The following is a 25,805-nucleotide window of genomic DNA, read 5'->3' on the forward strand; positions in this document are numbered from 1 at the left end:
ATGACCGACGTGTCCACGCAGTACGTGGCCGGCCCCGCGGGCAGCATCGCCTACGGCCGCCGTGGTGCGGGAGCGCCGGTGGTGCTGCTGCACCCGCTGGCCCTCGCGGGGCAGGTGTGGGACGGCCTCGCCGAACGCCTCGCCGACCGGTACGACGTCATCACCCCGGACGCCCGGGGTCACGGCGCCAGCGAGTGGGACGGCGCACCGTTCTCGATCGACGACATGGCCGACGACGTGGTGGCCCTCCTCGACGGACTGGGTTTCGAGCGCGCCCACGTCGTGGGCATGTCGATGGGCGGCAGCGTGGCCATCAGCCTCGCCGCCCGCCACCCCGGCCGGGTCGACCGGCTGCTGCTCGCCGACACCACCGCGTGGTACGGCGAGCAGGCGGCGGCGACCTGGAACGAGCGCGCCGACCGGGTGCTCGCCACCACCCGCGCCGACCAGATCCCGTTCCAGGTCGACCGGTGGTTCACCGACGCCTTCCGCCGCACCCACCCCGAGCGGGTGCGGGAAGCCGTCGCCGTCTTCCTCGCCACGAACTCCGCCGCGCACGCCCAGGCCTGCCGCGCCATGGGCGCCATGGACAACCGCGAGGTGCTGCCGCGCATCGCCGCGCCCACCCTCGCCGTCGCCGGCGAGGAGGACTACGCGACCCCGCCGAGCATGGGCGAGTACGCCGCCGAGCACGTCGCCGACGGCCGGGCCCTGACCCTCGCCGGGCTGCGGCACCTCTCCCTGATCGAGCGCCCCGAACTCGACGGGCTCGTCGCGGCCCACCTCGAGGGCCGCGAGCTCCCCGAGGCACCGGCGTCCTCGTGCGGCTGCGCCACCGCCACCGAGCCGAAGGAGGCCGCCCGATGAAGCCACGCCCGTTCACCTACCTCGCGCCCACCTCGGTCGACGAGGCGTTGGCGGCGCTCGCCGAGCACAGCTTCGACGCCAAGGTGCTGGCCGGGGGCCAGAGCCTGGCGCCGCTGCTCAACTTCCGGATGGCCTCGCCGGAGTACCTGATCGACATCAACGACGTCGCCGGCCTCGACCGGGTCCGCCGGGTCGACGGTGGGTGGCACATCCCGGCGCTCGTGCGGCAGCGGACCGTCGAGCGTTCGCCCGAGCTGCGCGCCGCCTTCCCGCTGCTCCCCGCGGCGCTTGAGCAGGTGGCCCACCCCCAGATCCGCAACCGGGGCACGGTCTGCGGCAGCCTGGCGCACGCCGACCCGGCCGCCGAACTGCCCACCGTCATGACCGCCCTCGACGCCACCATGCGGGTCGCCTCGGTCCGCGGTGAGCGCGAGGTGCCGGCCGAGGAGTTCTTCCAGTTCCACTTCACGACCTCGCTCGAGGACGACGAACTCCTGGTGGGCGTCACCGTCGACGACCTGCCACCCGCGACGTCCACCGGGTTCGCCGAGTTCGCGCCGCGGCACGGCGACTTCGCCCTCGCCGCGGTGGCGGGCGTGGTGACCCGCGCGTCCGACGGCGCCGTCGGTGCTGTCCGCCTGGTCGCGTCCGGGGTGGCAGCGCGGCCGCAGCGGCTGACCGCCGCCGAGAAGGTGCTCCTCGGCCAGCGGCCCACCCCGGATGTCGTCGGCGCCGCCGAGCGGGCGGCCCGCGGCGAGGTGGACCCGACCGGCGACATCCACGCGTCGGCCGACTACCGCCGTCACCTGGTGGGCGTGCTCGCCCGCCGGGTCCTGACCACGATCGCCGAGGAGGGCGACCATGCCTGAGTCCCCGTCCGGGACCCGCACGGGGCACGAGACCCAGGTTGTGCGGACCACCGTCAACGGCGTCGAGCGGGAGGCCGAGGTCGCGACCCGGCTCACGCTCGCCGACTTCCTGCGCCACGAGCTGCGACTCACCGGCACCCACGTCGGCTGCGAGCACGGCGTCTGCGGTGCGTGCACGGTCCACGTCGACGGTGCCGCCGTCCGCTCCTGCCTGATGCTCGCCGTCCAGGCGAACGGGCGCCGCGTCGACACGGTCGAGGGGCTCGCCGGTCCGGACGGCGAGCTGGCACCGATCCAGGAGGCGTTCAGCAAGCACCACGCGCTGCAGTGCGGCTTCTGCACCAGCGGCTTCCTGATGAGCGTCGCCGAGGCGCTAAAGGAGGGGCCGATCGAGACCGAGCAGGCCGCCCGCGAGGTCCTGGGCGGCAACATCTGCCGGTGCACGGGCTACGCCGGCATGGTCGACGCCGTGCTGGAGGCGTCGCAGACGTCGTACCCGACGGCGAAGGGAGAGCACGCATGACCGCCGAAGCCATCGCCGAAGCCCCCGTGCGGCCCGTGGAGGCCACCCCCGGCAAACAGCCGATGATCGGCGCCCCGGTGCGCCGCCGCGAGGACCGCCGGCTGATCACCGGTCAGGGCCGCTACCTCGACGACCTGGAGCTTCCCGGCGCGTACGAGGCGGCGTTCGTGCGCACCCCCCACGCGTCGGCGCGGATCCGGTCCATCGACACTACGGCGGCCGCGCGGCTGCCGGGTGTGATCGGGATCTGGACCGGTGCGGACCTGCCCGAACTCGTCAAGCCGATCCCGCCGAAGGTGTCCAACCCGCTGCTGAGGGACATGCCGCGCTACCCGCTGCCCCCCGAGCGCGTCCACTTTGTCGGTGAGCCGGTGGCGGTCGTGGTGGCCGAGTCCCGCTACGTCGCCGAGGACGCCGTCGAGCTGATCGAGGTCGACTACGAGGTGCTGCCGGCGGTCTCGTCGACCACGGCGGCGCTCGCGCCGGACGCCCCCCGGGTGCACGACGAGCTCGACGACAACGTGGCGATTCACGTCACCCAGGTGGCCGGTGAGCCCGAGGAGGCGCTGCGCACCGCCCCGCACCGGCTCAGCGAGCGGTTCGTCATCGCCCGTGGCGGCGGCCACTCGATGGAGTGCCGGGGCGTCGCGGCCCGGTATGACGTCGGCACCGGCCAGCTCACGGTGTGGCCGTCGACCCAGTCCCCGCACTACACCCGCAACATGCTGGCCTACTTCTACGGCATGGACGAGGACGACGTGCGGGTCGTCGTGCCCCGCGACAGCGGGGGCGGGTTCGGGCCGAAGGCCCAGTTCCACGGCGAGGACGCCGTCATCCCGTACGTCGCCATGCTGCTCCGGCACCCGGTGAAGTGGATCGAGGACCGCAGCGAGAACTTCGTGGCCACGATGATGGAGCGCAACCAGGTGCACCACGTCGAGGTCGGCTTCGACGACGACGGCAAGCTGATCGTCGTCAAGAACGTCTTCGAGCACGACCAGGGCGCCTACTGCGCGGGACTCCAGGTCCCGATGATCACGCTCAGCACGCTGCCCGGGCAGTACCGCATCCCCAACATCCACACGGAACTCATCGGCTGCTACACGAACATGGTGCCGACCAGCTCCGTGCGCGGCGCGGGCCGGCCCCAGGCCGTGGTCGCGATGGAGCGGATGATGGACCGGATCGCCGAGCACCTCGGGCTCGACCCGGCCGAGGTGCGGCTGCGCAACATGATCCGGGCCGACGAGTTCCCCTACAAGGTCGGCCTCACCTTCCGCGACGGATCGCCGCTGACCTATGACAGCGGCGACTTTCCCTCGCTCACCAAGGCCGTCCTGGCGAGGTTCGACTACGACGGTGAGCGGGAGCGCCAGGCGCTCGCGCGGTCCGCGGGCCGGCTGGTCGGCATCGGCCTGGGCGCGTACGTCGAGGGCTGCGGTCTCGGCCCCTACGAGGGTGCCCGGCTGCGTCTGACCAACGACGGAACCGTGCTGGTGACGCTCGCCGCGACGCCGCTCGGGCAGGGCTACGAGACGATCTACGCCCAGATCGCGTCCGACGCGATGGGGCTGGACATGGAGCACATCGCTGTCGCCACCGGTGACACCAGCCGGATCCCGTTCGGCCAGGGCAGCTTCGCCTCGCGCACGACGGTCACCGCCGGGTCGGCCACCCTGCAGGCGGGACGCGAGCTGCGCGAGAAGATCTTCGAGGTCGCCGCGGTCCTGCTCGGGGCCCCGGCGGAGGAGCTGTGCTTCCAGGGCGATCGCGTCTGCGCGGGCGGGGACCCGGGCCGCTCGGTGAGCCTGCGGGACATCGTCCAGGTTTCGAACATCGGCAAGCACGGGATCACCATGCCCCGGGGAGTGCCGGCCGGCATCGAGGTGACGTCGTACTTCTCGCCGGAGCGGGCGTCGTACGCCAGCGGCATCCACGCCGCCACCGTGGAGGTCGACCCCGACACGGGTCAGATCAAGATCCTGCGCTACGTGATCGGCCACGACTGCGGCAACGTGATCAACCCGCTGCTCGTGGACGGCCAGGTGCTCGGCGGCTTCGCGCACGGCATCGGCAACGCGCTCTACGAGGAGTCGTTCTACGACGACGCCGGCCAGCCGCAGTCCGCCAGTTACCTCGACTACTCGCTGCCCTCGGCCATCGAGGTGCCGAAGGTGGAGCTGGTGCACCAGTTCACGCCGAGCCCGCTCAACCCGCTCGGCGTCAAGGGCGCCGGTGAGGGCGGCACGATCCCGGTGCCGGCCACCATCGCCAACGCGGTCGAGGACGCGCTGCGGCCGTTCGGCGCGCGGATCACCAGCCTGCCGATCACGCCCGCGAAGGTCTTCGCCGCGATGACGGCCACCAATCACCGCTGAAAGGTCTGATGTCACGTGATGGAACTGACCAACACCTTCACCGTCCCGAAGCCCGTCGAGACGGTGTGGGCCGCGCTGCTGGACGTGGAGCGCGTCGCGCCGTGCATGCCGGGCGCCAGTGTCGACAAGGTCGACGGCAACGACATCCACGGCAGCGTGCGGGTCAAGCTCGGGCCGATCACCATGCGCTACAAGGGCATGATGACCTTCAGCGAGAAGGACGAGCGGGCCCACCGCGCGGTGCTGACCGCGAAGGCGCAGGAGACCCGCGGCGGCGGCTCGGTGAGCGCCACCGTCACCGCCCAGCTCACCGGCTCGGGGGAGAGCACCGAGGTGAGCGTGGTCACCGACCTCGACGTGACCGGCAAGCCGGCCCAGTTCGGGCGGGGCGTGATGGCCGACGTCAGCAAGCAACTGGTCGGCCAGTTCGCCCGCAACCTCGCCCGGCAACTGGAGTCGGAGGCCCCCGCTCCGGCCGCCGGCACCGGTACGGCGGTGTCCACCGAGGCCCCGGCCGGCGCGGTTTCCCCGGCCGCCGCCCCGACGGCCGCCACCTCGCCCGCTCCGTCGCCCTCGTGGTCGCCGGACGACCTGGCCGACCAGAGCCTCAACGTCATGTCGCTGCTGCGCGAGCCCGCGCGGCGGCTCCTGCCGCCCGTCGCGGCCGGGCTCGTCCTGGGCCTGCTCCTCGGTCGGCTCACCAAGCGCTCCTCGCGCCGGTGGCCCACCGCCGTGGCGTACCTGCCCACCTGCCCGCACAACCCCCGCTCGTGACCACCGTGCCCGGCATGGCGGCGGGCGCGGAGCTGGCACGGCGCAGCGGCGGGCCGGCCGCCGGGGGGATCGTCCGGCGAGACATCGACGTGAACGGCGTGCGGACCTCCTACCTGGAGAAGACACCGACGGAGTCCGCCCCGACCCTCCTGCTGCTCCACGGGGGCGACTTCTCCGCACCGATCAGCGCCGCGGACTGGGTGCCCCAGCTGGACCGGCTGGGTACCCGCTTCCGGGTGGTCGCTCCCGACCGGCTGGGCCAGGGGTTCACCGACAACCCGTCGGGCCGGTACCGCTACGACATGGCGAGCGTCTGCGCGCACGTCGGGGACTTCGTCGCGGCGCTCGGGCTGGACCGGTACGTCGTGGTCGGCCACTCGCGCGGCGCCATGTCCGCCGTCTCGCTGGCGCTTGCGGCGCCGCACCGGGTGGCGGGGCTGGTCGTCCTGGACTCCAACACGCTGACGCCGGCCCAGGACGGGGCGACCCGGGCGTTCTACGCCCGCGCCCGCGAGCGGCGGCTCGGTGACACCGAGACCGACCTGGTGCGCCGCGAGCCGGCCCTGAACTCCTACGCCGAGGATCACCTCACCGACGACTTCATCGGGAGCCGGCTCGACGTGTGGCGCTCGGCCCGCGCGGCGGCTGCCCGCGAGGCCATGGCTGACGAGCAGACCCGGACGGGGTTCCTGCGAGACGTGGACCGGCTGCGGCAGACCGTCCTGCAGGCGATCGACCGGGGCGAGTTGCGGGCCGACGTCCTGGTCGTGTGGGGCCGGGAGGACCCCTCGGCGCCGCTCGCCCGCGGCCTGGAGCTCTTCCACCTGCTCGCCGACAGCCCGGACCGGGACGTCCGGCTGCACGTGGTCAACCACGCGGGTCATTACGCGTTCCGCGAGCGGGCCGACGAGGTGAGCGCCGTCGTGGCCGGCTTCGCGGCGGCACGCCTGTCCACCGACTCCCGGGCCCGGTAGCCCGTCCCCGAGCCGACGAAACAGGAAGGCACCAGCATGGCCACTCTCACTCTCGCCGCCGTCCAGGCGGCGTCGGTGTGGCTCGACCGCGCCGCTACCGTCGACAAGGCATGCGCCCTGATCGAGGAGGCCGGCCGCGCCGGTGCCGACCTCGTCGGCTTCCCGGAGAACTTCATCCCGGGGCACCCGAACTGGTACTACTACCACCCCGCCACGACCCCGCACAGCATGCGGCTGGCCACCCGGCTGTTCAAGGAGTCGGTGGAGGTCCCCGGTCCGGAGGTGGCGGCGCTGGCCCGGGCGGCCGCGCGGGCGAGCGTCCATGTGGTCATGGGACTCACCGAGCGGGCACCCGGCAGCACCGGCACGCTGTACAACACCCAACTGCTGATCGATTCGCGCGGCCGGGTGGCCGGGAAGCACCAGAAGCTGCTGCCGACCGTCGGCGAGCGGCTGGTACACGGCTGCGGTGGCCGCGAGACCCAGGTGCCGTTCGAGACGGAGCTGGGGCCGGTCAGCGCGCTGGCCTGCGGAGAGAACTCAAACCCGCTCGCCGTCGCCGCGATCGCCGCCGCCCACCCGCTCGTCCACGTGGCCAGCTGGCCCAACCACTTCGTGCCGGGCGGCTCCGGGATGCCGGCCGCCAGCATGCTCGCCAGCCGCAACGTCGCCTACATGACGAAGTCCTTCGTCATCTGCTCGGCCGGCATCAACGACGACGCCATGATCGCCGACTGCGCCGCGACCGAGGCCGACGAGCGGTTCCTGCGCGACTCGTCCGGGACGGGCGGCACCTGCATCATCGATCCGCAGGCCCAGGTGATCGCCGGCCCGATGCCGGGGGACCGGGAGGGGATCCTGTACGCCGAGGTCGACACCGACGCCTGCATCCGGGCCCGGATGCTGCACGACGTGGCGGGCCACTACAACCGCTCCGACGTCTACCGGCTGACGGTCGACAACCGGCCCGCGCCGCTGATCGACCGCCTGACCGGTCCGGAGCGGCCGGTCGATGCGGGGCCGGTCGAGACCCCATCCGCCCAGGAGCCGCGTTCGGGCCGCCCGCGCGTGGACGGCGCCGCCGTACTCGTCAGGACGAGCGAGTGAGCAGCGTCGAGAGCAGCGCCGCCGTCCGGTCCCAGTGCTCGCTGCGGGCCAGGTCGGCGCTGGTCTGGAACAGGATCGGGGACAGCTCGATCCCGATGCTGTCCGCGACCGCGTCCACCACCGCGAACTCGCAGCCGAGTAGCCCGGGAGCCGCGTGATGGCCGACCAACGTCAGCTTGACGTAGTGGGCAGTGGTGCCGCCGACGGCGATCAGCGTCGCGCGGCCGGTGCGCAGGACGTTTTGCGACGTCCGGGTGCTGGCGAGCGCGGCCACCAAACGGCGCCGGTCCGCGGCCACCTCCACCTCGGTGCGCGACAGCAGGGCCACGTGCGGGAAGCCCGCCGGATCCGTGGTCAGGAACGGGAACGCCTGCTCCGTCTGGTCAAGTCCCGGCCGGCCGGTCACCAGCTCGGCGACCGCGTCCGGGATGTTGAGGTACTGGCCGGGAGTGGGCACGGGACCACTGTAAACCTGCTGATCGGCCCGGGTTGCCCGCCCTGGGCCGGGCCGTCGCGCGGAGGATCACGATGACGTTCTCGACGCTCCCGCCCGCCGTCGAACTCGCCAGGCCGCTGGTGGAGATCCGCGGTGACGAGATGGCGCGGGTGATGTGGGACCTGGTGCGGGAGCGGATCATCGCGCCGCACGTCCGGCTGCGGCTCGAGACCTTCGACCTCGCGCTCGGCGAGCGGGACCGCACGCGGGACCGGGTGACCCGGGACGCCGCCGAGGCGCTCGCGGAGTTCGGGGCGGGCACGAAGTGCGCCACCATCACCCCCGACGCGGCCCGGGTCGCGTCGGCCGGCCTGCGGCAGGCCTGGCCTTCCCCCAACGGCACGATCCGGCGACGGCTGCGCGGGGTCATCTTCCGCGAGCCGATCGTCATCCCGACCGTGCCGCGACTGGTCCCCGGGTGGGTGCGGCCGATCGTCGTGGCCCGGCACGCCCACGGCGACCAGTACCAGGCGAGCGACTTCGTGGTGCCGGGCCCCGGACGGCTGACCATCACCTACCGTCCCACCGACGACGGCGACCCCATCGAACGCGAGGTCACCACCTTCGGTCCCGACGGGGGCGTCGCGCTCGCGATGTTCAACTTCGCCGCGTCGATCGCGGAGTTCGCCCGGGCCTGCTTCTCCTACGGACTGGACCGCGGCTTCCCGGTGTATCTGACGACGAAGGACACCGTGCTGCGCGCGTACGACGGGATGTTCCGCGACACCTTCCAGCGCGTGTACGAGGAGGAGTTCGCCGATCGCTTCGCGGCCGCGTCGCTGCACTACGAGCACCGCTTGATCGACGACATGGTGGCGGCGGCGCTGAAGATGCCCGGCGGGTACGTCTGGGCGTGCAAGAACTACGACGGCGACGTGCACAGCGACGTGGTCGCCCAGGGCTTCGGGTCACCGGGCCTGATGACCTCGATGCTGACCAGCCCCGACGGTGGGGTGCTGCTCACCGAGGCGGCACACGGCACGGTCGCCCGCCACTACCGCCGCCGCGAGGCGGGGGAGGAGCCGTCCACGAACCCGGTCGCGACGGTGTTCGCCTGGACGCGCGCGCTCGCGCACCGGGGGCGCCTCGACGCGACGCCGGGCGTCGTCGCGTTCGCGGAGCTGGTGGAGCGGGCGGTGCTCCGCACGGTCGAGTCGGGCCGGATGACCCGCGACCTCGCGATGCTGATGGACGGCGGCCAGGAGCACCTCGGCACGGAGGACTTTGTGGACGCCGTGGCGGCTGAGGTCGCTGCGGACCTGGCCGCCGGTACCGCGCCATTGTCGGGCGCGGGGCGGGCGGGCGGTGCCGATCCCGGGGTGTGACGGCTCCGGCTCAGGTGGGGAACGAGGACAGCCCAGATTCGAGGTGGACCAATGGATCGACTGACCGACGAACGCGTGCCCGAGGGGCTGCCGGCGCCGGAACTGCTGCCGTTCCAGGGGGCGGTCGCCGACTTCCGCAGCGGGCGCGACACGCCTCGCGACTACCTGGAGCGGGCCATCGACCGGCTGGCCGTCTGGGAGGGCCGGCTCCACGCGTTCGCCGCCGTGGGCATCGAGCAGGCGCGCCGGGCGGCGGACGCCTCGACCGAGAGGTGGCGCGCCGGTCGGCCGCGGTCGAGCATCGACGGGATGCCGGTCGGCGTCAAGGACGTCATCGACACCGCCGACCTGCCCACCGAACTCGGGCTCCGGGCCTACGCCGGACGCCGTCCGCTCGTCGACGCGGCCGCGGTTCTGGGCCTGCGGGAGGCAGGCGCCGTCGTACTCGGGAAGACGGCGACGACCGAATTCGCGATGACCCACCCGGCTGCCACGCGCAATCCGCACGACCTGGAGCGCACCCCCGGCGGCTCCAGCTCCGGCTCCGCCGCCGCCGTGGGGGCGGGCATCCTGCCGGCGGCGCTGGGCACCCAGGCGGTCGGGTCGGTGCTGCGGCCGGCGAGCTACTGCGGCGCCTTCGGCTACAAGCCGACCAGCGGCGCGATCAACCGCGGCGGCAGCCACGACACCCAGAGCCACAGCGTGATCGGCGTGATCGGTGCGAGCCTGCCGGACCTGTGGCACACCGCGTGGGAGATCGTCTCCCGGGTCGGCGGCGACCCCGGCAAGCGGGGGCTCGTGGGCGCACCACAGCTCGCACCCCCATCGCGGCCGTCGGTCGTCGTCCACCTCGAAACCGACGGCTGGCCGCTGGCCACCGACGAGGCCCGCCAGCAAACCGAGGACCTCCTGCACCGGCTGGAGCGCGCCGGTGTGCGGGTACGCCGGCGCCAGCACGATGCGGAGGTGGCCCAACTCGAGGAGATCCTTGCCGGAGCGTTGGCGAAGGCGCGCAGCATCATCAACGTCGAGTCCCGCTGGCCCCTGCGTGCCGTGCAGCGGATCGCGCCGGGTTCGCTCAGCGACACCCTCGCGGCGCGGCTGGCCGCCGCCGACCAGGTGTCGGCCGAGGCGTACCAGGAACTGCTCGACTGGCGCCGGTCGGCGCGGCGTACCTTCGCCGCCGTGATGGATCGCGCCGACGCCGTCGTAACCCTCGCCGCCACCGGTGCGGCCCCCATCGGCCTCACCTCGACCGGCAACGCCTCTCCCGCGGTCCCCAGCTCGGTCCTCGGCACGCCGGCGCTGACCCTTCCGGTGCTACGCGACGCGGGCCTCCCACTGGGCCTGCAGGTGATGGGCGCACGGCACCGGGACGCCGCCGTCTTCGGTACCGCTCGGTGGCTGCTGGCCGCCGCCGCGGGGGAGGAGCCGGCAACAGGTTCGGGTCCAGCCCCGTCTGCGGGGGGCGCCAACTGAGGTCCTGACCGGGCACCAGTCCAAGACCTCCACTGACATAAATTTGCTTCCCCTGTCTCCAGTCGATGCAAGTATCCAATCAGCGCGGCAGCCCCCACTTCCGTTCGGCGACAATGTTGAGCTGGATTTCCGATGCACCCGCATAAATGGTCTCAGCACGTGAAGCTAACCATTGCTCGCCCCGACGTGTTGCGTCCGAGTGACCGCGGAAGGCAATCTGCATCCGTGTGTCGAGCAGATGCTGATGGGAAGTGCTCCACCAGTACTTGACCGCAGACGGAAGAGTCCCAAGTTCCTCGCCGCCTTCGCTGGCGTCAAGGACGAGATCGGAAAGAGCCTGGATCGCGAACAGCTGATCCGCCGATTCAGCAAGGGCAAGCCGGTGCTCGATAGATTGGGCTTCGTCCAGTTCTACCTCCGCTAGCTCGGCGAATGCCTGTGCCAGCTCCCGAATGTAATAGCCATAGCGGGCGCTCTGGCCGTACGAGCGTTCGTGGTCGAGCATGGTGTGCGCGACGTTCCACCCTTGTCCCAGTTCCCCGAGCAGATGGGTGCGCGGGACAAGCACATCATCGAAGAATATCGTGTTGAATTCGGTGCGTCCTGTATTCTGTCTGATTGGCTGGATCTGGACGCCCGTGGCGTGCAGGGGAAGAAAGACCATGGATAGTGACCTGTGTCTTAGCGCCGGATCGCCGGTCCGGACGAGAGCGAAGCACATGTCGGCGCGGTGCGCCTGTGTGGTCCACGTCTTGCTTCCGCGCACGACCAGCTGCCCGTCCGATTGAACCGTTGCGGTCGTAGCCACCGCAGCCAGGTCCGAGCCGGCGTCCGGCTCCGAGAATCCCTGACACCAGATGTCTTGTACCGCGAGGATCCGGGGAAGGAAGGTGCTCTTCTGCTCATCGCTGCCGTGGGTTATGAGCGCCGGGCCGAGGAGGTTGACGCCGAACCTCGACGGGGAGAGCGCCGTCGGGAGCCCGATAGCAGCGAGTAGTGCTTCGAGCGCGGCGGTCTGCTGGACTGTACCTCCGGCGCCCCCATACTCCGTCGGCCAGTGATAGCCGAGCAGGCCGGCGGCTGCGAGCGCACGGTCGGCGTCGAGCCGCTCATCGAAGTCGGCGTCGAAGAACGTCCTCGCACCAAACAGATCAGCGAGTCGCGAGGATATCTCGGTCACGAACGGGTCCGCCCTGGTCACCGCTGCGCCTCCTTCACGGCCTCGGCAAGATCGGCCAGCCTGACTACCGCGTCGGTCGCGCTCAGGGGCGACCAGGCCTCCTGGTGGATGCTTTTCGCGTACCAGTGGATCGGCATCTCCCAGGAGACGCCGAGTCCGCCGTGCAGCTGGGTCGCGGTGGACACGGCGTCAACGGCCGCCGACGCCGCCAGCCTCCAAGCGATCCGAGCCGACCGCGCACTGCGCGTCCTGCACGCGGCCCCGATCGCCGCGCGCGCCGCCGTGAGTCGGATATCCGCCGCAGCGATGCGGTGTTTCACGGCCTGGAAGGATCCCAGGACCTTGCCAAACAACTCACGTTCCTGTACGTGTCCGACAGTCCTGCGGAGCAGGGATCCTCCGGCGCCCGCCAAGCCCGACGCCCGCCCCAGCAAAGCGATGGCAGACATCTCCTCCGTGACTACCGCATGGAGCTCGTGCGGACAGCGCGCTACGGTGCGCCCCACCGGGATGTCAGCGATCTGCACTGCCGTTGCCGGCCACTCGTTCGCCGATGACCAGTCGTCGTCATAGTCGCTCGGTACCACGACGGTCACTTCCGCATCCTCGACAAGGAGGCCGACGGCGCCCGATGTCGCGCCGGAGAACATGCTGGGACGGGCATCGCCCAGGAAGGACCTCAGCATGCGATCGCTTCCGGTGTAGGCGACGAATAGCGGCCTGCGGTTGATCTCGGCCGCCATCGCTGTGTGGTCACGGAGCGAAGGGTCAGAGTGGACCAGGGAAGCCACCATACTGTTGGCCACGTAGACCTGAGCTCCCAGCCCCGCCCCAAACTCGTGTGCGATGCCGCTGAACAGCATCGCACTGTCCCAACTCGGCTTGTCGTCCCACGGCGCGAGCAGGCCGCTGTCAACCAGTCCCTGCCAATTGACGAGAGGAGCACCGGGCCTGTCGAATCGGTCGACGGGGAAGTGACGTTCGGTGCACGCGCGCGCCAGCTCCAGCACCTCGAGCTCGTCCTCATCGAAACGGAACCCAGAGTCGATTCCTGAATTGTTCACTGTCCCTGCCAAACGGGATCTCGCTTTTCGAAGAAGGCCGCGAGCGCCTCACGAGCATCTGCTGAGCGTCCGAGTCGGACGGTGTAGGACTGCTCGATCATGTATCCCTCCAGAAGAGGCTCGAACTCGGACTCGTTCAATGCCCTCTTCGCCAGTCGAAGGGCGAGCGGGCTGTTCGATGCGATCCGTTCGGCGATGTCCATCGCCGCTTCGTACGCGCCGCCCGGCTCGGTGAGCTCATCGATCAGGCCGTACTCCTTCGCCTCGGTGCCGTCCATGGGCATACCCGTGAAGTACATCCGACGCAGGCGTCCTGGGGGGAGGTAGCGCGAGAGATGACGCGCCCCACCGCAGCGACCCACTGTGATTTCCGGAAGACCGATCCGGGCGGCGGTCGAGCCGACCCGGATATCGCATACGGAGGCGAGGACAGCTCCCGCGCCGAGCGCGGCGCCCTCGATCACCGCTATCGACGGCTGCGCGATCGCCCGGACTCGTTCGTACACATCCCTCGCAAGCTCCTGCCTGCGCACGTCGGCCTCGCCGGTGGGCTCTCCCAGTATCGAGGCCACCTCGTTGACATCCGCCCCTGCACAGAAGACGTGAGGGAGCGCCGACGCGAAAAGTACGACCTGGATTGTGTCGTCTCGATCGGTACGCTCGACGACCTCGATCAACTCCCGGTAGGCATCCGACGATACTGCGTTCACCGGTCGCCTGTTCATCGTAATCGTGCGGATCCCGCCGGTGTCGGCGATCTCGAACATTCCCGTCACGGTCGTTCACCCTTCCTTGCGACCGACTGCTCGGACCGTCCATCGTTCAACCGGACCAGCGCATCGACAGCCACTAGTCCACGGTCTCCGACGATCACCGGGTTGAGTTCCAGATCGCAAAGGCGCTCCCGGTGCTGCCACACGTACTCTGAGAGGTTCTCGATCCAGCCGGCCAACTCGTCGCGGGCGTCGTATGACGATCCGCGAACTCCCGCTAGAACGTCTTCCAGCCCGCTACGTCGGATCAGCACACGCGCTTCACGACGGTTCAGGGGAGCCAGTCCGATGGCCACCTGCCCGATGTACTCGGTGAGGGTGCCTCCCCAGCCGACCATTGTGTACGGCCCGAAATGAGCGTCAACGGCGGCTCCGAGCAAGAGGTGGGGCCCATCGGCGATCTGCTCCTGGACGAGAGCTCCCTCGATTCGGCTGCCGGGCGCCCGTGAGCGCACATCGGCGAGCATGCCCAGGAAGGCAGACGCGGCGTCCGCAGGAGCCACGCCGACACGCACGCCGCCGACATCCGACTTGTGCGCGATGTCAGGCGAGAGGACCTTCAGAACCACCGGGCCGTCGATCTGACTGGTCCGGCGGACGGCCTCCTCCACGGTGTGCACGACGAACTGCCGCGGGAATCGGATCCCGAGCGGCGCGAGAATCCGTTGCGACTGCTCCTCACTGACAAGGCCTTGTCCGTCCGGCCCGTGCGCTGGTGTTCTCTCCGGATTTTCCTGGCGCCGGCACAGAAGGGGGCGCCATGCATCCTCCTGGCTCGCCTTCGGTGCCGCCGCCGCGGCAATGGCGTCGACTGCGTCAGCCGGGTCCGCGAAGACCTGGATGCCGGCCGCTCGGATCCGCTCCTCGTCTTCCGAGTGCAGCAGAGCGACGAGGAACAACGGCGCCGCGTTTGACCGGCCGTGTTCGACGAGGGTGTCGACGAGCGCACCTCGCAGGTGTGGCGAGAGCGGCAGGTGGCCCAGAAACACGACGAGACTGGTTACGCCGTCAGCAGCTCCGATCAACCGGAGAAAGGATCTGAAGGTCTCCGGCGCATTCGCGAGGTTGCCGGTGACATCGACCGGATTGGCTGTGCCCGCGAAGGGCACGATCTCTCGAAGGCAGTCCTGCAGTTCGGCCTCGATCGCGACCAGCTCCAAACCCCTCTGGGCACATCGATCCGCAATGAGTACGCCTGCGGCTCCCGACATCGTGAGTACCGCGATACCGCGGTTCGACGACGCGCCATGTCGCTCAAGTGCAACGCTGACCGACAGCAATGAGCTCAGAGAGTCGACCTCGACGGCGCCGCAGTCCCTTATCAACTCCTTGAGCAGACGGTAGTCACCGGCGAGAGCGGCGGTGTGCGACAACCGGGCGGCTTCGGACGCACTTGTCGTTCCCCCGACGAGGACCACGACCTGCTTTGAGGCCGCCCGGGCGGCCGCGCACGCCGCAGCGAAGGCGTTGACGTCGGCGATCTGTTCGACGTAGACGGCGATTACCCGGGTCTCCACGTCCCCGGCGAGGTAGCCGATGTAGTCCGAGATCGACGTGACCGCCTCGTTGCCTGTCGTGACCCAGTAGCTCAGGCCGATGCCCATCCGACGGGTCAGGGTCAGCAGATATGCTCCGACTGCCCCGCTTTGGCTGACGATGCCGACGCTTCCCGCTGTGACGTTGGCGTCCGCGGCCAGATGGCTTCCGAACGATGCGATCGCACCGGATCGTACGGCGACCAGGCCCGCACAGTTTGGCCCAAGTACCGGAATGCCGAATTCCCGGGCAATGGATACCAGTTCTTCCTGCAGTGCCTGTCCGTTCTTTCCTATCTCAGCGAATCCCGCACTGAAGACGACCGCCGACCGGGCCCCGTTCTCGGCCGCGCGACGCAGTTGTAGCGGCACGAGATCCGCGCGCAGCGCGACGATGACCAGGTCCACCTCCGTTGGCACCTGATCGATAGACGGGTAGGCGGCGAGGCCCTGCACAGTCTCCCGGTGCGGGTTCACCGGATACACCTCGCCGGCGAAACCGACCTCTCTGAGGAACGCGATAGGCATGCCGCCGACCCGCGACGGATCGTCCGAGGCTCCGATGACCGCGATCGAATGCGGCCGCAGCAGCGCATCGAGCCCGGACGAGGAAACTGAGGCATCCCCTACTGTGCCCATGTCACCTTCACTCCCATTCGAAAAATCCTCGGCCCGACTTGCGCCCCAACCGACCCTCTACCACCAGCTGCTTCAGAATCTTCGGCGGCTGGAACCTACTGCCCAGCGTCGATGCGAGGTACTCCGCGATACCCAAGCGCACGTCCAGACCAACCAGATCGCTGGTCGCGAGTGGGCCGGTGCTATGGCGATATCCGAGCGTCATCGCGCGGTCGATGTCTGCCGGCGACGCGATGCCCTCCTCGACCATTAGCATGGCTTCCAGCGCGAGTGCCACACCGAGTCTGCTCGAGGCGAAGCCTGGCGAATCGCGTACCACGATCGTCTGCTTTCCTATGCGGGCGACGGTCGATTGGAGATAACCGACGACCCAGGGCGCTGTACGCGAGCCGACGACGATCTCGACGAGCTCGCTGACGGGAACCGGATTGAAGAAGTGCAAGCCGGCGAACCGCTCCGGGCAGGTGAGCGACTCGGTCAATGCGTCGACGGATATCGAGCTTGTGTTTGTCGTGAGGATCGCATCCCGAGGGCACACTCGCTCCGCCTCGGCGAGAAGTCGGCGTTTCAACCCGAACTCCTCGGGCGCGGCCTCGACCACAAGCCCGCACTCCGCCACCCCCATCACGGATGTGACAGTTACCAACCGTCCCGTCCTGCCGAGGTGGCTTTGCTCGATAGTGGTCGATCGCTCCAGATAGCGCGACACTCGCGCCTCGGCGGCGGTCGCGGCGACCGCGTCTACTTCGACGAGTACGACGTCCGTTCCCGCGATCAGGAATGCGTGGGCAATCCCCGATCCCATCCGCCCCCCGCCGATGATCCCGACCTGTCGATTATCGCTGTTCATCGGTATCTCGCTCGTCGAGGAACTTCCTCATTCGGGCGCCGCGTTGCTCGGCGCCGAAGAGGAACGCCTGGGCGAGCGCCTCCGCGTCGCCTCCGGGGCCCTGGTAGGTGCCCAGCACCGCCTTGGTCGCCGCAAGCGCATATCGATCAGACTCGTTTAGTTGGGCGACGAGTTCCTGCCCGGCCGTTAGCAGCTCGGCGGGCTCCACGAGTCTGGTGACCAGACCGATCCGCCATGCCTCCTGCGCGTCCACCACGCGCCCGGTGAACAGCATCTCCTTGGCGTAACCCTCGCCCACGATCTCAGGTAGGCGCTGGCATGCGCCGGCTCCCGCGATAATGCCCAACCGTGCCTCGGGGTTGGCGAAGGTGCACCGTGTCGTCCCGATTCTGAAGTCGCACGCGTAGGCGAGTTCTGCGCCACCGCCGAAGGCATAGCCGTCGACCAGTGCGATCGTCGGCGACTTCAACTGCAGGATGCGCCGGAACACCGTGGCGTTGGCCGCTCGAAACGCGTCGACGGCGTCGCGTCGAGCCAGTTCGGGGATGTCGGCGCCGGCGGCGAAGTTGCCGGCCTCGCCGAGGATAAGGACCGGTCGCGGGTCGCGTTCGATGGCCGCACACGCGCCATGCAGCCCGTCGGTCATCTCGAGGTTGATCGCATTGAGTTGTCGCGGCCGGTTGAGGGTGATCAACCAGTGATCGGCGTTCCGCTGGACCCGCACCATCGACTCAGCCGAATTTCGTTGGTCTAACGTGGTCACAACATCACCTCCACGAGTTTGCGCACCGACGCGATGTCGTCGATCGACCGCGGATTGAAGTGATAGCCGGGTTCTAGCGCGACGTCGGCCGCGATAGGGCCGACATCGTCCACTGTCACGCCGGCCTGGCCAAGCGAGATTGAACCCAACCGCAGGCGCACGGCATCCGCCAGCAGGTCGGCCAGAGGCGTGATCCCACGCCCTTCCGTCGGCGGGGCGAATGCCGTAGCGAGCGCAAGATGCGCATCGGCGCACGCTGATTGGTTGAACCGGGCGACGTGCGGGGCGACGATCGCGTGCGCCAGACCATGCCGCACGCCGTACCTGGCACCGAGGACGTGCGGAATCGCATGCGCCAGACCGAGGGATGCACCGGATTGGCCGGTGGCGACGAGTACCGACGTTGCTCCCAGTCGAACGAGCTGCTCATCGCTCCAGGATTCCGGCGTCGCTCGGAGTGCCTCGCCGAAAACCATCATGCCGCCGACAGCGGCTGATGGCGTGAGCGGTCCCTGCCGCGTGGAGGAAGCAGCCTCGATCGCGTGGTTCAGCGCGTTGAAAATGCTTTCCACCAGCAGGCGGGGCGGCGACGCACGGTACATCGATGCGTCGAGCACGACGGCGTCTGGGACGAGTCGGTCGCTCGAAACGATCCTCTTTTCTCCGTCCGCACGGAAGCCGGCGTTGCCGTTGGCCTCGGATCCGGAGAACGTCGACGGCATTGTGACGAAGACGGGTCGGCGGATGGTCAGTCGCGGGAACTCCCAATGACTCGGCGGAGTGAATCGCGAGGCAGCGGCGTACACGTCGCCATCAGTGGACGCCGCCGCCATCGTCGTCTTCATGAGGTCGTGGACGGCACCTCCGCCGAGCGATACCACCGCATCCGGTCGGATTCTCGCGAGCTCCCGTACAAGCGCGGCTATCGCATCGAGGTCGTCAATCGAGGAGGCGCGAGCGTGCACAATCACCCGCCCCGAGATGCCCGCGGCCAGCCGCTCGGCGATCGCGAGTACCTCCGGCCGCGAGGACGAGACCACTAGCGTGGTGCCGACCGAATGCTCGGTGAACAGACGACCGAGCGAGCGCTCAGGCGATGAGGTGAGAAGATAGCGAGGCTGTCTCACGCGCGCGTCTCCTTTCTGCCCAGGCGTGGTGAATTGATCACCCGGGTGATGGCATCGTCGACGGTCACCGCGCGTGCGATCATGCCCTCGATGATCGTGAATGCAGCATCGTCGAGGACCGGCCAGAAGGATGCCGTCGCCTCACGGGGTACGTAGACGCGGTAACCGTGCGCGTGTGCGTCGAACACCGTGTGCAGGAGACATCCATTGGAGGCGAGGCCGCAGATGACGAGCGTGGTCACCGAGAGTCGTCGCAGATATGTGTCCAGCCGTGTGCCGTGGAAGGCCGAGTAGGCATGCTTCAGCAGCACTGTCGAGCGGGACGGCACGGGTATGCCCTCGAAGAGTTGCGCGCCCCACGTACCCTCGATGAGCCGATCGGGCAACGCTGACAGTGCTGGGGGCTCGACGCCTCCGGTCGCCATGGACAGGGCTCGCCCGGCGGCGTCCTGCGGATACTCAAGCCGGGTGAGGACCACAGGAACTCCACTGTCCTCCGCGGCCCCGATCAGTCGTACGACGTTTGGAAGCATCCTACGTACGGCATCGAGTGGGTACCCCGCCCGAGCGTAAGCGCCTTCGGTGTCGCAGAAGTCGTTCTGGAGGTCGACGACCACCAACGCGCTGTGCGCACCCTCGATCCCCCATTGCTCCGTCATGATCCTGCCGCGCCCCTGTCGATGGCCGCCAAGCGATAGACCGCGGGACACGAGTCGACGTGACCGGTGAAGCGGTCGAATCCTCGCACCGCCCTGAACCGCTCCGTGGTCAGCGCATCGTGCGACTCGAACGCGTACTGCGCCAGGTACGGCCTGCCCGCGCAGGGGAAAACCGGGTGTGACGGAAGGCGGTGATAGCGCGCACCGCCGGTGAACCCGGGCAGCGCGACGATGGCGGGTAGATGCTCGCGCGTGTACCACTCGTCGAACTCGGCCGCCACCTCAACAGGCACGGAGGTCTGGACGCTGAGTAGATAGGAGCTTCCGGCGGGGAACATGTCACACTCCTTCCGACGCGATCAGCATGTGGCGCGGCACGACCAGCCGTTCGACGAGCACGACGGCACCGAATAGGACCATGCCCATGACAGTGAGATAGAAGATGTTGGCGAACGCGGCCGCTGTCTGAATCTGGCCGGACTGCACCATCAACAGGTAACCGAGCCCCGAACTGCTGCCGGCAAACTCACCAATGACCGCGCCGATCACCGCGAGCGTGGAGGCGACCTTTATCCCGCTGAAGATCATCGGTAGCGCACCGGGGATCTGCAGCTTCCAGAATGTCTGTCTACTGGAGGCACCCAGGATGCGAAACAAATTGAGTCCGTCTCTCGTAGTCCGATTCAGCCCCACCACGGTGTCCAGGACCACAGGGAAGAAGGCAATGAGGGTTGTCAGCGCTATCTTCGATGAGGCACCGAACCCGAACCAGATGATAACCAGCGGCGCGATCGCCACCTTCGGGGTCACTTGGCTGGCGACCAGGATCGGATAAATCGTGGTGCTGAAAACACGCGAGAGCGCAATGGCTGTGCCTAGCGCGAGCCCGAGCACACAAGCCAGGAGGAAGCCCACCACGGACTCCACGAACGTGACCCATGACGCCTCCAGATACAGGGGCGCGTTCGCGATGGCCTCCTTGAGAATCCGGGTGGGCGTGGGAAGGACGATCTCTCGTATATCGGCGATCCGTACGACCGCTTCCCACAGCAGCAGCACACCGAGAACCGCGGCAACGGGTGGAAGGTAGGTGTACCGACGTGGCGCCCGTTGGCCCGGCGCACCCCTTCGCGTCTGAGGCAGCGCGCTGGACGGCGCCAAGGTTTCGATCTTGGTCATGGGTTGGCGCCTTCCCACTCGGATGCGAACAGCTCCCTGTGCAATGCCGAGACATAGGCGAGGAACTCCTCCGTCTCGAACACCTGAGGAACACGGGGACGCGGCAGTTGAATGGTTGTGATGCTGGAGACACGGCCCGGCGCCGGGGACATGAGCACGACGCGGTCGGCGAGGAAGACCGCCTCCCGGATGTCGTGCGTTACGAACAGCACCGTGATCCGGTTCTTCATCCAGACGTCTTGGAGGAGGATCTGGTGCCGCTCCCGACTCAGTGCGTCGAGCGCCCCAAATGGCTCATCCATGAGCATCATCGTTGCGTCCAGCAACAGCGCACGGCACAGAGCGGCACGCTGCCGCATGCCCCCCGAAAGCTGATAGGGATAGTGGCTGCCGTACCTCTCCAACCCCACCTGGGTGAGCAGCGCCTCCGCCCGTTGCCTGGTCTCGCCAGTCACTCGTCCCTTAATCTCGGCGGGCAGAAGGACATTGTCAATGACCTTCCGCCACTCCAGCAGGTTATCGCGCTGAAAACAGAATCCGACGTCCGGCCGGGGGCCGACCACAAGATCGTCTCCGACGTGGATGCTGCCGGCTGTCGCGGGCTCCAGTCCCGACACCAGCTTGAGAAGTGTGCTCTTTCCGCAGCCCGACGGGCCGAGCAGGGCCACGAACTCGTTGGGCTCGACGTCGAGTCCAACTCCCTCCAGTGCGAACGTCTCACCAGCGCGCGTGTGGTACGACTTCGCCACGTTTGCCAGATGGATCGAAGCCCCCTCGCCGACCCCGGCGTGCTCAGCCATCGAGCTTCCCCGTCGCAGCCCGCTCGGCGGAAAGCGCCGGGCCGTTGACGTACTTGCCCCACCCCTTGCTCTGGACGACTTCGCCGTCGCGATACACGGTCCGTCCGCGCACGATCGTCTCGTCGACGCGATAGTCGACGGCGCGATCATGGAAGACCGTCCACGCCGCCTTGGACTTCATTGCCGTCTCGTCAATACGCGTGTCCGTCTCGGAGATCAATGCGATATCAGCGTCTGCACCCGGTAGGAGGGAACCCTTCCTCGGCCATACTCCGTAGCGCCGGGCAACCCCCTCGGTCAGGCGGGTTACCGCGAGCTCGATCCCGCCGGTTAGCCTGCGCGACTCGGTCAGCAGCAGGGGGACCATGTGCTCCACTCCTGCGATGCCCCCCACCTCGGGCTTTTCCGCGCCATTCCAGCCTCGGGACACATCGACTTTCGAGTACGACGCATGATCGGAGGCGAAGGTGACGATTTCGGATTCGCCGGCGGCTTCCCACAAGGACTTGCGGTCCGTCTCGGTCCGGATCGCGGGAGACAGCAGGCCGAGTCTGCCCAGTCGACGCACCTCCTCGTCGACGAGCATGAGGTTGGGCAACGACGCCTCTCCGGTGATGTCGATTCCTTCCGCCTGTGCGCTGCGGATGAGGGCGATCGCGCGCTCGGATGTGACGTGGACGATGTGCGCCGCCGCTCCCGTGTAGCGAAGGACGTGGATGATCCGTGAGAGCGGATCCAACTCGGAGAGTTCGTCCTTCGAGGCGAGGTGGACGTTCACGACCTCCTGCTCTGGGAGATCGGCATGGAAGTCGAAGTCCGCTGCGAGCTCGTCGACGATCTCGTGGTTTTCTGCATGGATCGACCAGATGATTCCGGCGCCTTTCACCTTACGCGCGATGCGGATGAGGTCGAGCTCGTCGGCGGCGAGGCAACCGTCGAAGTTCGTCTCCCGCCCGGGGAATGCGGGCCGCGTGAAGGTTTTGAAGGCGATTGCACCCGCGGCGGCGATCTCCTCGGCCGACTCGTAGTTCGATCCGCCGATACCGGCGATGAGCGAGAAGTCGCAGATCGCCTCAGACGAGAGGATGTTCCGTCTGCGGACAAGCCGTTCCACAGTGCTGGTGCCGACATCGGCCAGCGGCATCTCGAAGACCGTGGTGACCCCACCGCTGACCGCTGCCGATGTGCCGGAGACAAAGTCCTCCTTTTCGGGATGGGCGGGGGCGCGGAAATGCACATGGGCGTCGATCGCGCCGGGCAGCACATACCGTCCCCGCGCGTCGACGGTCTTTTGGGCTTCGAGCGGGTCGCGAGACAGAACGGCTATGCGTCCATCCGATATTCCGATGTGCAAGGGCAGGAAGCGGCCGGAGATGAATACACGTCCTCCGTTGATCGCCTTGTCAAGCACAGCATCCGTCCTTTCAAGCAGTCGTGGCGGCGACGCCGCAGATAATTGGGTTGCGAGCGGCAGGCGTCTATGGCGGCGACTATGGACTTCCTGGCGCTCACTGGTCCCGCGGACTCGGGTGTGCCGTCGCAGGGCGGCCGGAGGTCAACTGAGGAATTCGTTGGTCGCGAGGTCCGCGACGTTCGGTGCATTGGTCAGGTTCGCGTACTTGGAGAGGACAGCGATCATTTCCTCCCACGCCTCGGGCGAGACATGTCCGACGGCGACCCCGTCCTCGTAAACCATGAGGTCCTTCATCGCCGGCGTCCCCGCCTTCAGGATGAGGTCGACAGAGGGCGGCGACGTGACCTTCTCCTGCATCACCTCGGCGGCAGTGCGCAGAGTGCTCTCGGGATCTTTGACGAAGTCCGTGAGGGCACGTTGCACCGCACCCACAAAGCGTTTCGTGACCTCGGGGTTCTTGTTCACGTAGTCCGAGCGTGCGACCAGCGAGTACCCGATCATCGGAAGATAGTCAGACAAGACGAGCCGACCCAGCTCGCCAACGCTTTCAGTGAGCGTCACATTCGGAACCTCGCCATAACCGAGACTTGTGATGTCGAGCCGGCCGTTCGCGAACAAACTGATCCGACCCCCGATGTCGGTTGTCACGATCTTCACAGTCGATGCGTCGAAGCCTGCTGCCGCGCCTAATGCGGGCAATAGTGGAACCATGAAGTTCTCTGCGGTGGTCCCAAGGGTCTTGCCCTCGAAATCCTTCGGCTTCTGGATGTTACCGTCGGCTCGATAGATCCAGGCGTTCAGGTCCTTGGGGAGTGTGACGGCGACGCTGATCAGGCGAAGTGCAGGATCCTTCGCGGTCGCCTGTACGAGTGCGACCGCGGACATCGTGCCGAAGTCGGCGCGACCGGCGGATACCATCTGCGCAACCCCGCTGGAACCCTTCCCGAACTCTAACTCGACGTCCAGGCACGCGTCCGCGAAGTACCCGCGCTCCTTCGCCACCCAGAAGTAGTGGTCCTGAGGAGGAGTACCGTCCCAGTTGCTCTGAAACTTGACCTTGTCGATCCGATCGCAACCTGTCGTTTGTGGATCGTCAGATGCGGAGCATCCGGCAAGCCCCGCGACGAGGACTGCGACCACTGCGACCACCGGGCCGCGGCGTAGTCGCGTTCTGTGTGTGCCCATCTGCAGAACCTCCTGGTTGGGCGTTGGAACCATGTGCCATGAGTGCTGGTCAACCGCGCCCCCGTCGTGTCGGCCAGGCTAGGCAACCGGCACGGCACTGTCAACGGATCTGATAAAATATCAAGACGCCCTCGTGGGTCGCGCCGGCCGCCGGCAGGGGAGCCGATCGGCTCCCCGCTAGGTTGTGCGAGTTACCGGAGAGTGATGGTTCGGAGCGGCAGCTTCACAGCGAGTAGATAGGTGGTGATGATCATGTAGTGGTATCCGCAGGCGCGGCCTTTGGCGGACTGGATGAGCGAGTCCGTTCCTTCGACGAAGCCGGTGGCGAGGTGTCTGCGGTCCTGGGCGAGGATGCCGTTTCGGTGAGGTTTGACCACGGCGACGAAGCCCTTGAGGGGTTGCGGCGGCTACACATCGTCCGGCGCTCCAACCGGTCAGGTACACCTCGGCTTGGTCGGCGGGCTGGCAGCAGGTGCCCTGGAGGTCCTCGCGTGCGGCTGCGAAGTGATCAGTAGCGCCTCGGACAACAGGATGAACCCGACCCGGGCTGCTCCCAGCTCACCGCCACCTGTCGCGCGTTAGGCCGGGACGGCGCACTCGAGGGCTGCCTGGCGTGCAGATAGGCGTGGCACTGACATGAGGCCACATCCTGGCCTGCATATCGTGCACCGGGTCGCCCCGCCACCAGTCCCAACGCCGTGCTGAACCGGTTCAGCTCGACCTTTCCCGCCCTCCGAGGCTGATCACTGAGAGTGAGTTCACTGTAGAATCAGGCGGCCCGTCGAGGGAGCCATCCAAGCGCCAAACCGACTCAAATCAGGGGGAATTAGCCGATCACGTAAATTTCGAAGAATCCCGGATGGTTGAATCTGCACAACGAGTTGAGGAACTCCATGAATGTCCCTGATCGTGCCCTCCCTGGCACGAACCGCGCGCGCTCCAACCTAAAGGACGAGGTCGCCCAGTACGTTCGCGACCTAATCCTCTCAGGTGCACTCGTTCCTGGTAGGCGTCTCGACCAGGACGACATCGCCGCCCGCCTCGGCACCAGCCGGCTTCCTGTCCGTGAAGCGCTGATCACCCTCGAGGCCGAAGGGCTCGTCGACAACCTGCCTCGCCGCGGCTCGTTCGTCGCCCCATTGGAGACGCAGGACATCGAAGACCACTACGAGATGTACGGGCTGCTCAGCGGCATCGCCGCAGAGCGTGCAGCTGACTCGGCCTCGCCCGATCTTGTCGCGCAACTGCAGGACGTCTGCGTGCAGATGTGGTCCACGGACGACCCGGCCGAACACGACCGGCTCAATTACGTGTTTCATCTTCTCATCAACCGCTCAGGCAGCTCTGGACGGTTGCGTGCGGTCCTGCGAACCCTCTCGGCGAGCATGCCTACGCACTTCTTCGCACACAGCAGTGAACAGGATTGGAAGGTGCGCGCCCTCGATGAGCACGATGCGATCGTCGCCGCCATCGCGAAGAAGGATGGAAGGTCCGCGCGCGAGCTGATGACGATCCACTTTAGGAACACGGGTGAACAGGCGGTACGGATGTTGCGCGCGTCTGGCTTCTGGGCCACCGATGATCCCGCCACTGATGGATGACCTAGTCATTGCCCGCCACTCTGAGCTTTGTTTACTGAACTTCAGGCGTCGGAGTCTGGGTCTTAAGTGGGGGTCACGGTGGTGACAGTCCGGTAGCGGCGACGAACCCGTCGACGTCGTCCCTTATCTTAGGATCTTCCTCATTCCCGCCGGCCGTCCCCGGGCGTGCCGCGGCCACCCCGACGAAAAGCGTCGACCGGCTCGCCTCCGTCGTTGTGGAGCCCGTGTGCGGCCGGGCGCCCGG

24 protein-coding genes and 1 pseudogene are annotated in these 25,805 nt (G+C 68.0%); 10 read left to right on the plus strand and 15 right to left on the minus strand.

Features of this window, described 5'->3' with window-relative positions:
• From KJS59_RS19360 to KJS59_RS19390, 7 genes are read left to right on the plus strand one after another with little or no spacing between them, the layout of a single operon-like run.
• Window positions 1–867: an alpha/beta fold hydrolase gene (locus KJS59_RS19360; RefSeq protein ID WP_213454346.1), complete on the plus strand. Its 867-nt coding sequence runs from the start codon at window positions 1–3 to the stop codon at window positions 865–867.
• Window positions 864–1,736, plus strand: a complete 873-nt coding sequence (locus tag KJS59_RS19365) for an FAD binding domain-containing protein (RefSeq protein ID WP_213454347.1) — start codon at window positions 864–866, stop codon at window positions 1,734–1,736. Before KJS59_RS19360 ends, KJS59_RS19365 begins: the two co-directional genes overlap by 4 nt.
• Window positions 1,729–2,259 (plus strand): (2Fe-2S)-binding protein, encoded by a 531-nt coding sequence (locus tag KJS59_RS19370; protein ID WP_213454348.1) that lies wholly within the window; start codon window positions 1,729–1,731, stop codon window positions 2,257–2,259. The genes KJS59_RS19365 and KJS59_RS19370 overlap by 8 nt, the downstream gene beginning before the upstream one ends.
• On the plus strand, window positions 2,256–4,637 hold the full coding sequence (locus KJS59_RS19375) for a xanthine dehydrogenase family protein molybdopterin-binding subunit (protein ID WP_213454349.1): 2,382 nt from the start codon (window positions 2,256–2,258) through the stop codon (window positions 4,635–4,637). Before KJS59_RS19370 ends, KJS59_RS19375 begins: the two co-directional genes overlap by 4 nt.
• An 18-nt stretch (window positions 4,638–4,655) precedes the next feature.
• The gene (locus KJS59_RS19380) at window positions 4,656–5,411 is read left to right on the plus strand and encodes an SRPBCC family protein (protein ID WP_213454350.1); all 756 of its coding nucleotides are present in this window, start codon (window positions 4,656–4,658) and stop codon (window positions 5,409–5,411) included.
• The gene (locus tag KJS59_RS19385) at window positions 5,408–6,385 is read left to right on the plus strand and encodes an alpha/beta fold hydrolase (protein ID WP_213454351.1); all 978 of its coding nucleotides are present in this window, start codon (window positions 5,408–5,410) and stop codon (window positions 6,383–6,385) included. Before KJS59_RS19380 ends, KJS59_RS19385 begins: the two co-directional genes overlap by 4 nt.
• A 36-nt stretch (window positions 6,386–6,421) precedes the next feature.
• On the plus strand, window positions 6,422–7,492 hold the full coding sequence (locus KJS59_RS19390; protein ID WP_213454352.1) for a carbon-nitrogen hydrolase family protein: 1,071 nt from the start codon (window positions 6,422–6,424) through the stop codon (window positions 7,490–7,492).
• On the opposite strand, the gene KJS59_RS19395 is transcribed toward KJS59_RS19390, so the two are convergent.
• Window positions 7,476–7,949 carry a hypothetical protein gene (locus KJS59_RS19395; protein WP_213454353.1) on the minus strand — a complete coding sequence of 158 codons (474 nt, stop codon included), beginning with the start codon at window positions 7,947–7,949 and terminating at the stop codon, window positions 7,476–7,478. The genes KJS59_RS19390 and KJS59_RS19395 overlap by 17 nt on opposite strands.
• Before the next feature lie 71 nt (window positions 7,950–8,020).
• On the opposite strand from KJS59_RS19395, the gene KJS59_RS19400 reads away from it, so the two are divergent.
• Window positions 8,021–9,313, plus strand: a complete 1,293-nt coding sequence (locus tag KJS59_RS19400) for an NADP-dependent isocitrate dehydrogenase (protein ID WP_213454354.1) — start codon at window positions 8,021–8,023, stop codon at window positions 9,311–9,313.
• Window positions 9,314–9,364: 51 nt separating this feature from the next.
• Entirely contained in the window at window positions 9,365–10,792 is a 1,428-nt protein-coding gene (locus KJS59_RS19405) for an amidase (protein ID WP_213454355.1), read from the plus strand.
• Between the two features lie 79 nt (window positions 10,793–10,871).
• Here the strand turns inward: KJS59_RS19405 and KJS59_RS19410 are convergent, their stop codons facing one another.
• The 14 genes and pseudogenes from KJS59_RS19410 to KJS59_RS32300 all read right to left on the minus strand — a co-directional run.
• Window positions 10,872–11,993: an acyl-CoA dehydrogenase family protein gene (locus tag KJS59_RS19410; RefSeq protein WP_213454356.1), complete on the minus strand. Its 1,122-nt coding sequence runs from the start codon at window positions 11,991–11,993 to the stop codon at window positions 10,872–10,874.
• The gene (locus KJS59_RS19415; RefSeq protein ID WP_213454357.1) at window positions 11,990–12,982 is read right to left on the minus strand and encodes an acyl-CoA dehydrogenase family protein; all 993 of its coding nucleotides are present in this window, start codon (window positions 12,980–12,982) and stop codon (window positions 11,990–11,992) included. The genes KJS59_RS19410 and KJS59_RS19415 overlap by 4 nt, the downstream gene beginning before the upstream one ends.
• 50 nt (window positions 12,983–13,032) lie before the next feature.
• A complete protein-coding gene (locus tag KJS59_RS19420; RefSeq protein WP_213454358.1) occupies window positions 13,033–13,803 on the minus strand; it encodes an enoyl-CoA hydratase-related protein in 771 nt (256 codons plus the stop codon).
• A gap of 5 nt (window positions 13,804–13,808) precedes the next feature.
• Window positions 13,809–15,983, minus strand: coding sequence for an acetate--CoA ligase family protein (locus tag KJS59_RS19425; RefSeq protein ID WP_213454359.1), 2,175 nt, complete (start codon window positions 15,981–15,983; stop codon window positions 13,809–13,811).
• Between the two features lie 7 nt (window positions 15,984–15,990).
• Window positions 15,991–16,833, minus strand: coding sequence for a 3-hydroxyacyl-CoA dehydrogenase family protein (locus KJS59_RS19430; RefSeq protein ID WP_213454360.1), 843 nt, complete (start codon window positions 16,831–16,833; stop codon window positions 15,991–15,993).
• Complete coding sequence (locus tag KJS59_RS19435; RefSeq protein ID WP_213454361.1) at window positions 16,820–17,596, minus strand: enoyl-CoA hydratase/isomerase family protein; 777 nt, start codon at window positions 17,594–17,596, stop codon at window positions 16,820–16,822. Before KJS59_RS19435 ends, KJS59_RS19430 begins: the two co-directional genes overlap by 14 nt.
• Entirely contained in the window at window positions 17,593–18,723 is a 1,131-nt protein-coding gene (locus KJS59_RS19440) for an iron-containing alcohol dehydrogenase (protein WP_213454362.1), read from the minus strand. The genes KJS59_RS19435 and KJS59_RS19440 overlap by 4 nt, the downstream gene beginning before the upstream one ends.
• Window positions 18,720–19,382 (minus strand): isochorismatase family cysteine hydrolase, encoded by a 663-nt coding sequence (locus tag KJS59_RS19445; protein ID WP_249714448.1) that lies wholly within the window; start codon window positions 19,380–19,382, stop codon window positions 18,720–18,722. The genes KJS59_RS19440 and KJS59_RS19445 overlap by 4 nt, the downstream gene beginning before the upstream one ends.
• Window positions 19,379–19,720 (minus strand): DUF4286 family protein, encoded by a 342-nt coding sequence (locus KJS59_RS19450; RefSeq protein ID WP_213454364.1) that lies wholly within the window; start codon window positions 19,718–19,720, stop codon window positions 19,379–19,381. The genes KJS59_RS19445 and KJS59_RS19450 overlap by 4 nt, the downstream gene beginning before the upstream one ends.
• Window position 19,721: 1 nt before the next feature.
• Window positions 19,722–20,561, minus strand: coding sequence for an ABC transporter permease (locus KJS59_RS19455; protein WP_213454365.1), 840 nt, complete (start codon window positions 20,559–20,561; stop codon window positions 19,722–19,724).
• A complete protein-coding gene (locus KJS59_RS19460) occupies window positions 20,558–21,361 on the minus strand; it encodes an ABC transporter ATP-binding protein (RefSeq protein WP_213454366.1) in 804 nt (267 codons plus the stop codon). The genes KJS59_RS19455 and KJS59_RS19460 overlap by 4 nt, the downstream gene beginning before the upstream one ends.
• Complete coding sequence (locus tag KJS59_RS19465) at window positions 21,354–22,772, minus strand: dihydroorotase (protein WP_213454367.1); 1,419 nt, start codon at window positions 22,770–22,772, stop codon at window positions 21,354–21,356. Before KJS59_RS19465 ends, KJS59_RS19460 begins: the two co-directional genes overlap by 8 nt.
• A 144-nt stretch (window positions 22,773–22,916) precedes the next feature.
• On the minus strand, window positions 22,917–23,924 hold the full coding sequence (locus KJS59_RS19470; protein WP_213454368.1) for an ABC transporter substrate-binding protein: 1,008 nt from the start codon (window positions 23,922–23,924) through the stop codon (window positions 22,917–22,919).
• Window positions 23,925–24,151: 227 nt separating this feature from the next.
• Window positions 24,152–24,349, minus strand: a pseudogene (locus KJS59_RS32300) (hypothetical protein); the annotation flags it as partial.
• 474 nt (window positions 24,350–24,823) lie between these two features.
• On the opposite strand from KJS59_RS32300, the gene KJS59_RS19480 reads away from it, so the two are divergent.
• Window positions 24,824–25,561, plus strand: a complete 738-nt coding sequence (locus KJS59_RS19480; RefSeq protein WP_213454370.1) for a GntR family transcriptional regulator — start codon at window positions 24,824–24,826, stop codon at window positions 25,559–25,561.
• Window positions 25,562–25,805 lie beyond the last annotated feature (244 nt).

Source organism: Rhizomonospora bruguierae, from assembly GCF_018397995.1.
GTDB classification, from domain to species: domain Bacteria; phylum Actinomycetota; class Actinomycetes; order Mycobacteriales; family Micromonosporaceae; genus Rhizomonospora; species Rhizomonospora bruguierae.

What these genes read in the sequence shown, in the direction of transcription:
- KJS59_RS19360 (WP_213454346.1), top strand. Translation starts at nt 1, where the DNA reads ATGACCGACGTGTCCACGCAGTACGTGGCCGGCCCCGCGGGCAGCATC.
- KJS59_RS19365 (WP_213454347.1), top strand. Translation starts at nt 864, where the DNA reads ATGAAGCCACGCCCGTTCACCTACCTCGCGCCCACCTCGGTCGACGAG.
- KJS59_RS19370 (WP_213454348.1), top strand. Translation starts at nt 1,729, where the DNA reads ATGCCTGAGTCCCCGTCCGGGACCCGCACGGGGCACGAGACCCAGGTT.
- KJS59_RS19375 (WP_213454349.1), top strand. Translation starts at nt 2,256, where the DNA reads ATGACCGCCGAAGCCATCGCCGAAGCCCCCGTGCGGCCCGTGGAGGCC.
- KJS59_RS19380 (WP_213454350.1), top strand. Translation starts at nt 4,656, where the DNA reads ATGGAACTGACCAACACCTTCACCGTCCCGAAGCCCGTCGAGACGGTG.
- KJS59_RS19390 (WP_213454352.1), top strand. Translation starts at nt 6,422, where the DNA reads ATGGCCACTCTCACTCTCGCCGCCGTCCAGGCGGCGTCGGTGTGGCTC.
- KJS59_RS19400 (WP_213454354.1), top strand. Translation starts at nt 8,021, where the DNA reads ATGACGTTCTCGACGCTCCCGCCCGCCGTCGAACTCGCCAGGCCGCTG.
- KJS59_RS19405 (WP_213454355.1), top strand. Translation starts at nt 9,365, where the DNA reads ATGGATCGACTGACCGACGAACGCGTGCCCGAGGGGCTGCCGGCGCCG.
- KJS59_RS19420 (WP_213454358.1), bottom strand. Translation starts at nt 13,803, where the DNA reads ATGTTCGAGATCGCCGACACCGGCGGGATCCGCACGATTACGATGAAC.
- KJS59_RS19425 (WP_213454359.1), bottom strand. Translation starts at nt 15,983, where the DNA reads ATGGGCACAGTAGGGGATGCCTCAGTTTCCTCGTCCGGGCTCGATGCG.
- KJS59_RS19430 (WP_213454360.1), bottom strand. Translation starts at nt 16,833, where the DNA reads ATGAACAGCGATAATCGACAGGTCGGGATCATCGGCGGGGGGCGGATG.
- KJS59_RS19445 (WP_249714448.1), bottom strand. Translation starts at nt 19,382, where the DNA reads ATGACGGAGCAATGGGGGATCGAGGGTGCGCACAGCGCGTTGGTGGTC.
- KJS59_RS19450 (WP_213454364.1), bottom strand. Translation starts at nt 19,720, where the DNA reads ATGTTCCCCGCCGGAAGCTCCTATCTACTCAGCGTCCAGACCTCCGTG.
- KJS59_RS19455 (WP_213454365.1), bottom strand. Translation starts at nt 20,561, where the DNA reads ATGACCAAGATCGAAACCTTGGCGCCGTCCAGCGCGCTGCCTCAGACG.
- KJS59_RS19460 (WP_213454366.1), bottom strand. Translation starts at nt 21,361, where the DNA reads ATGGCTGAGCACGCCGGGGTCGGCGAGGGGGCTTCGATCCATCTGGCA.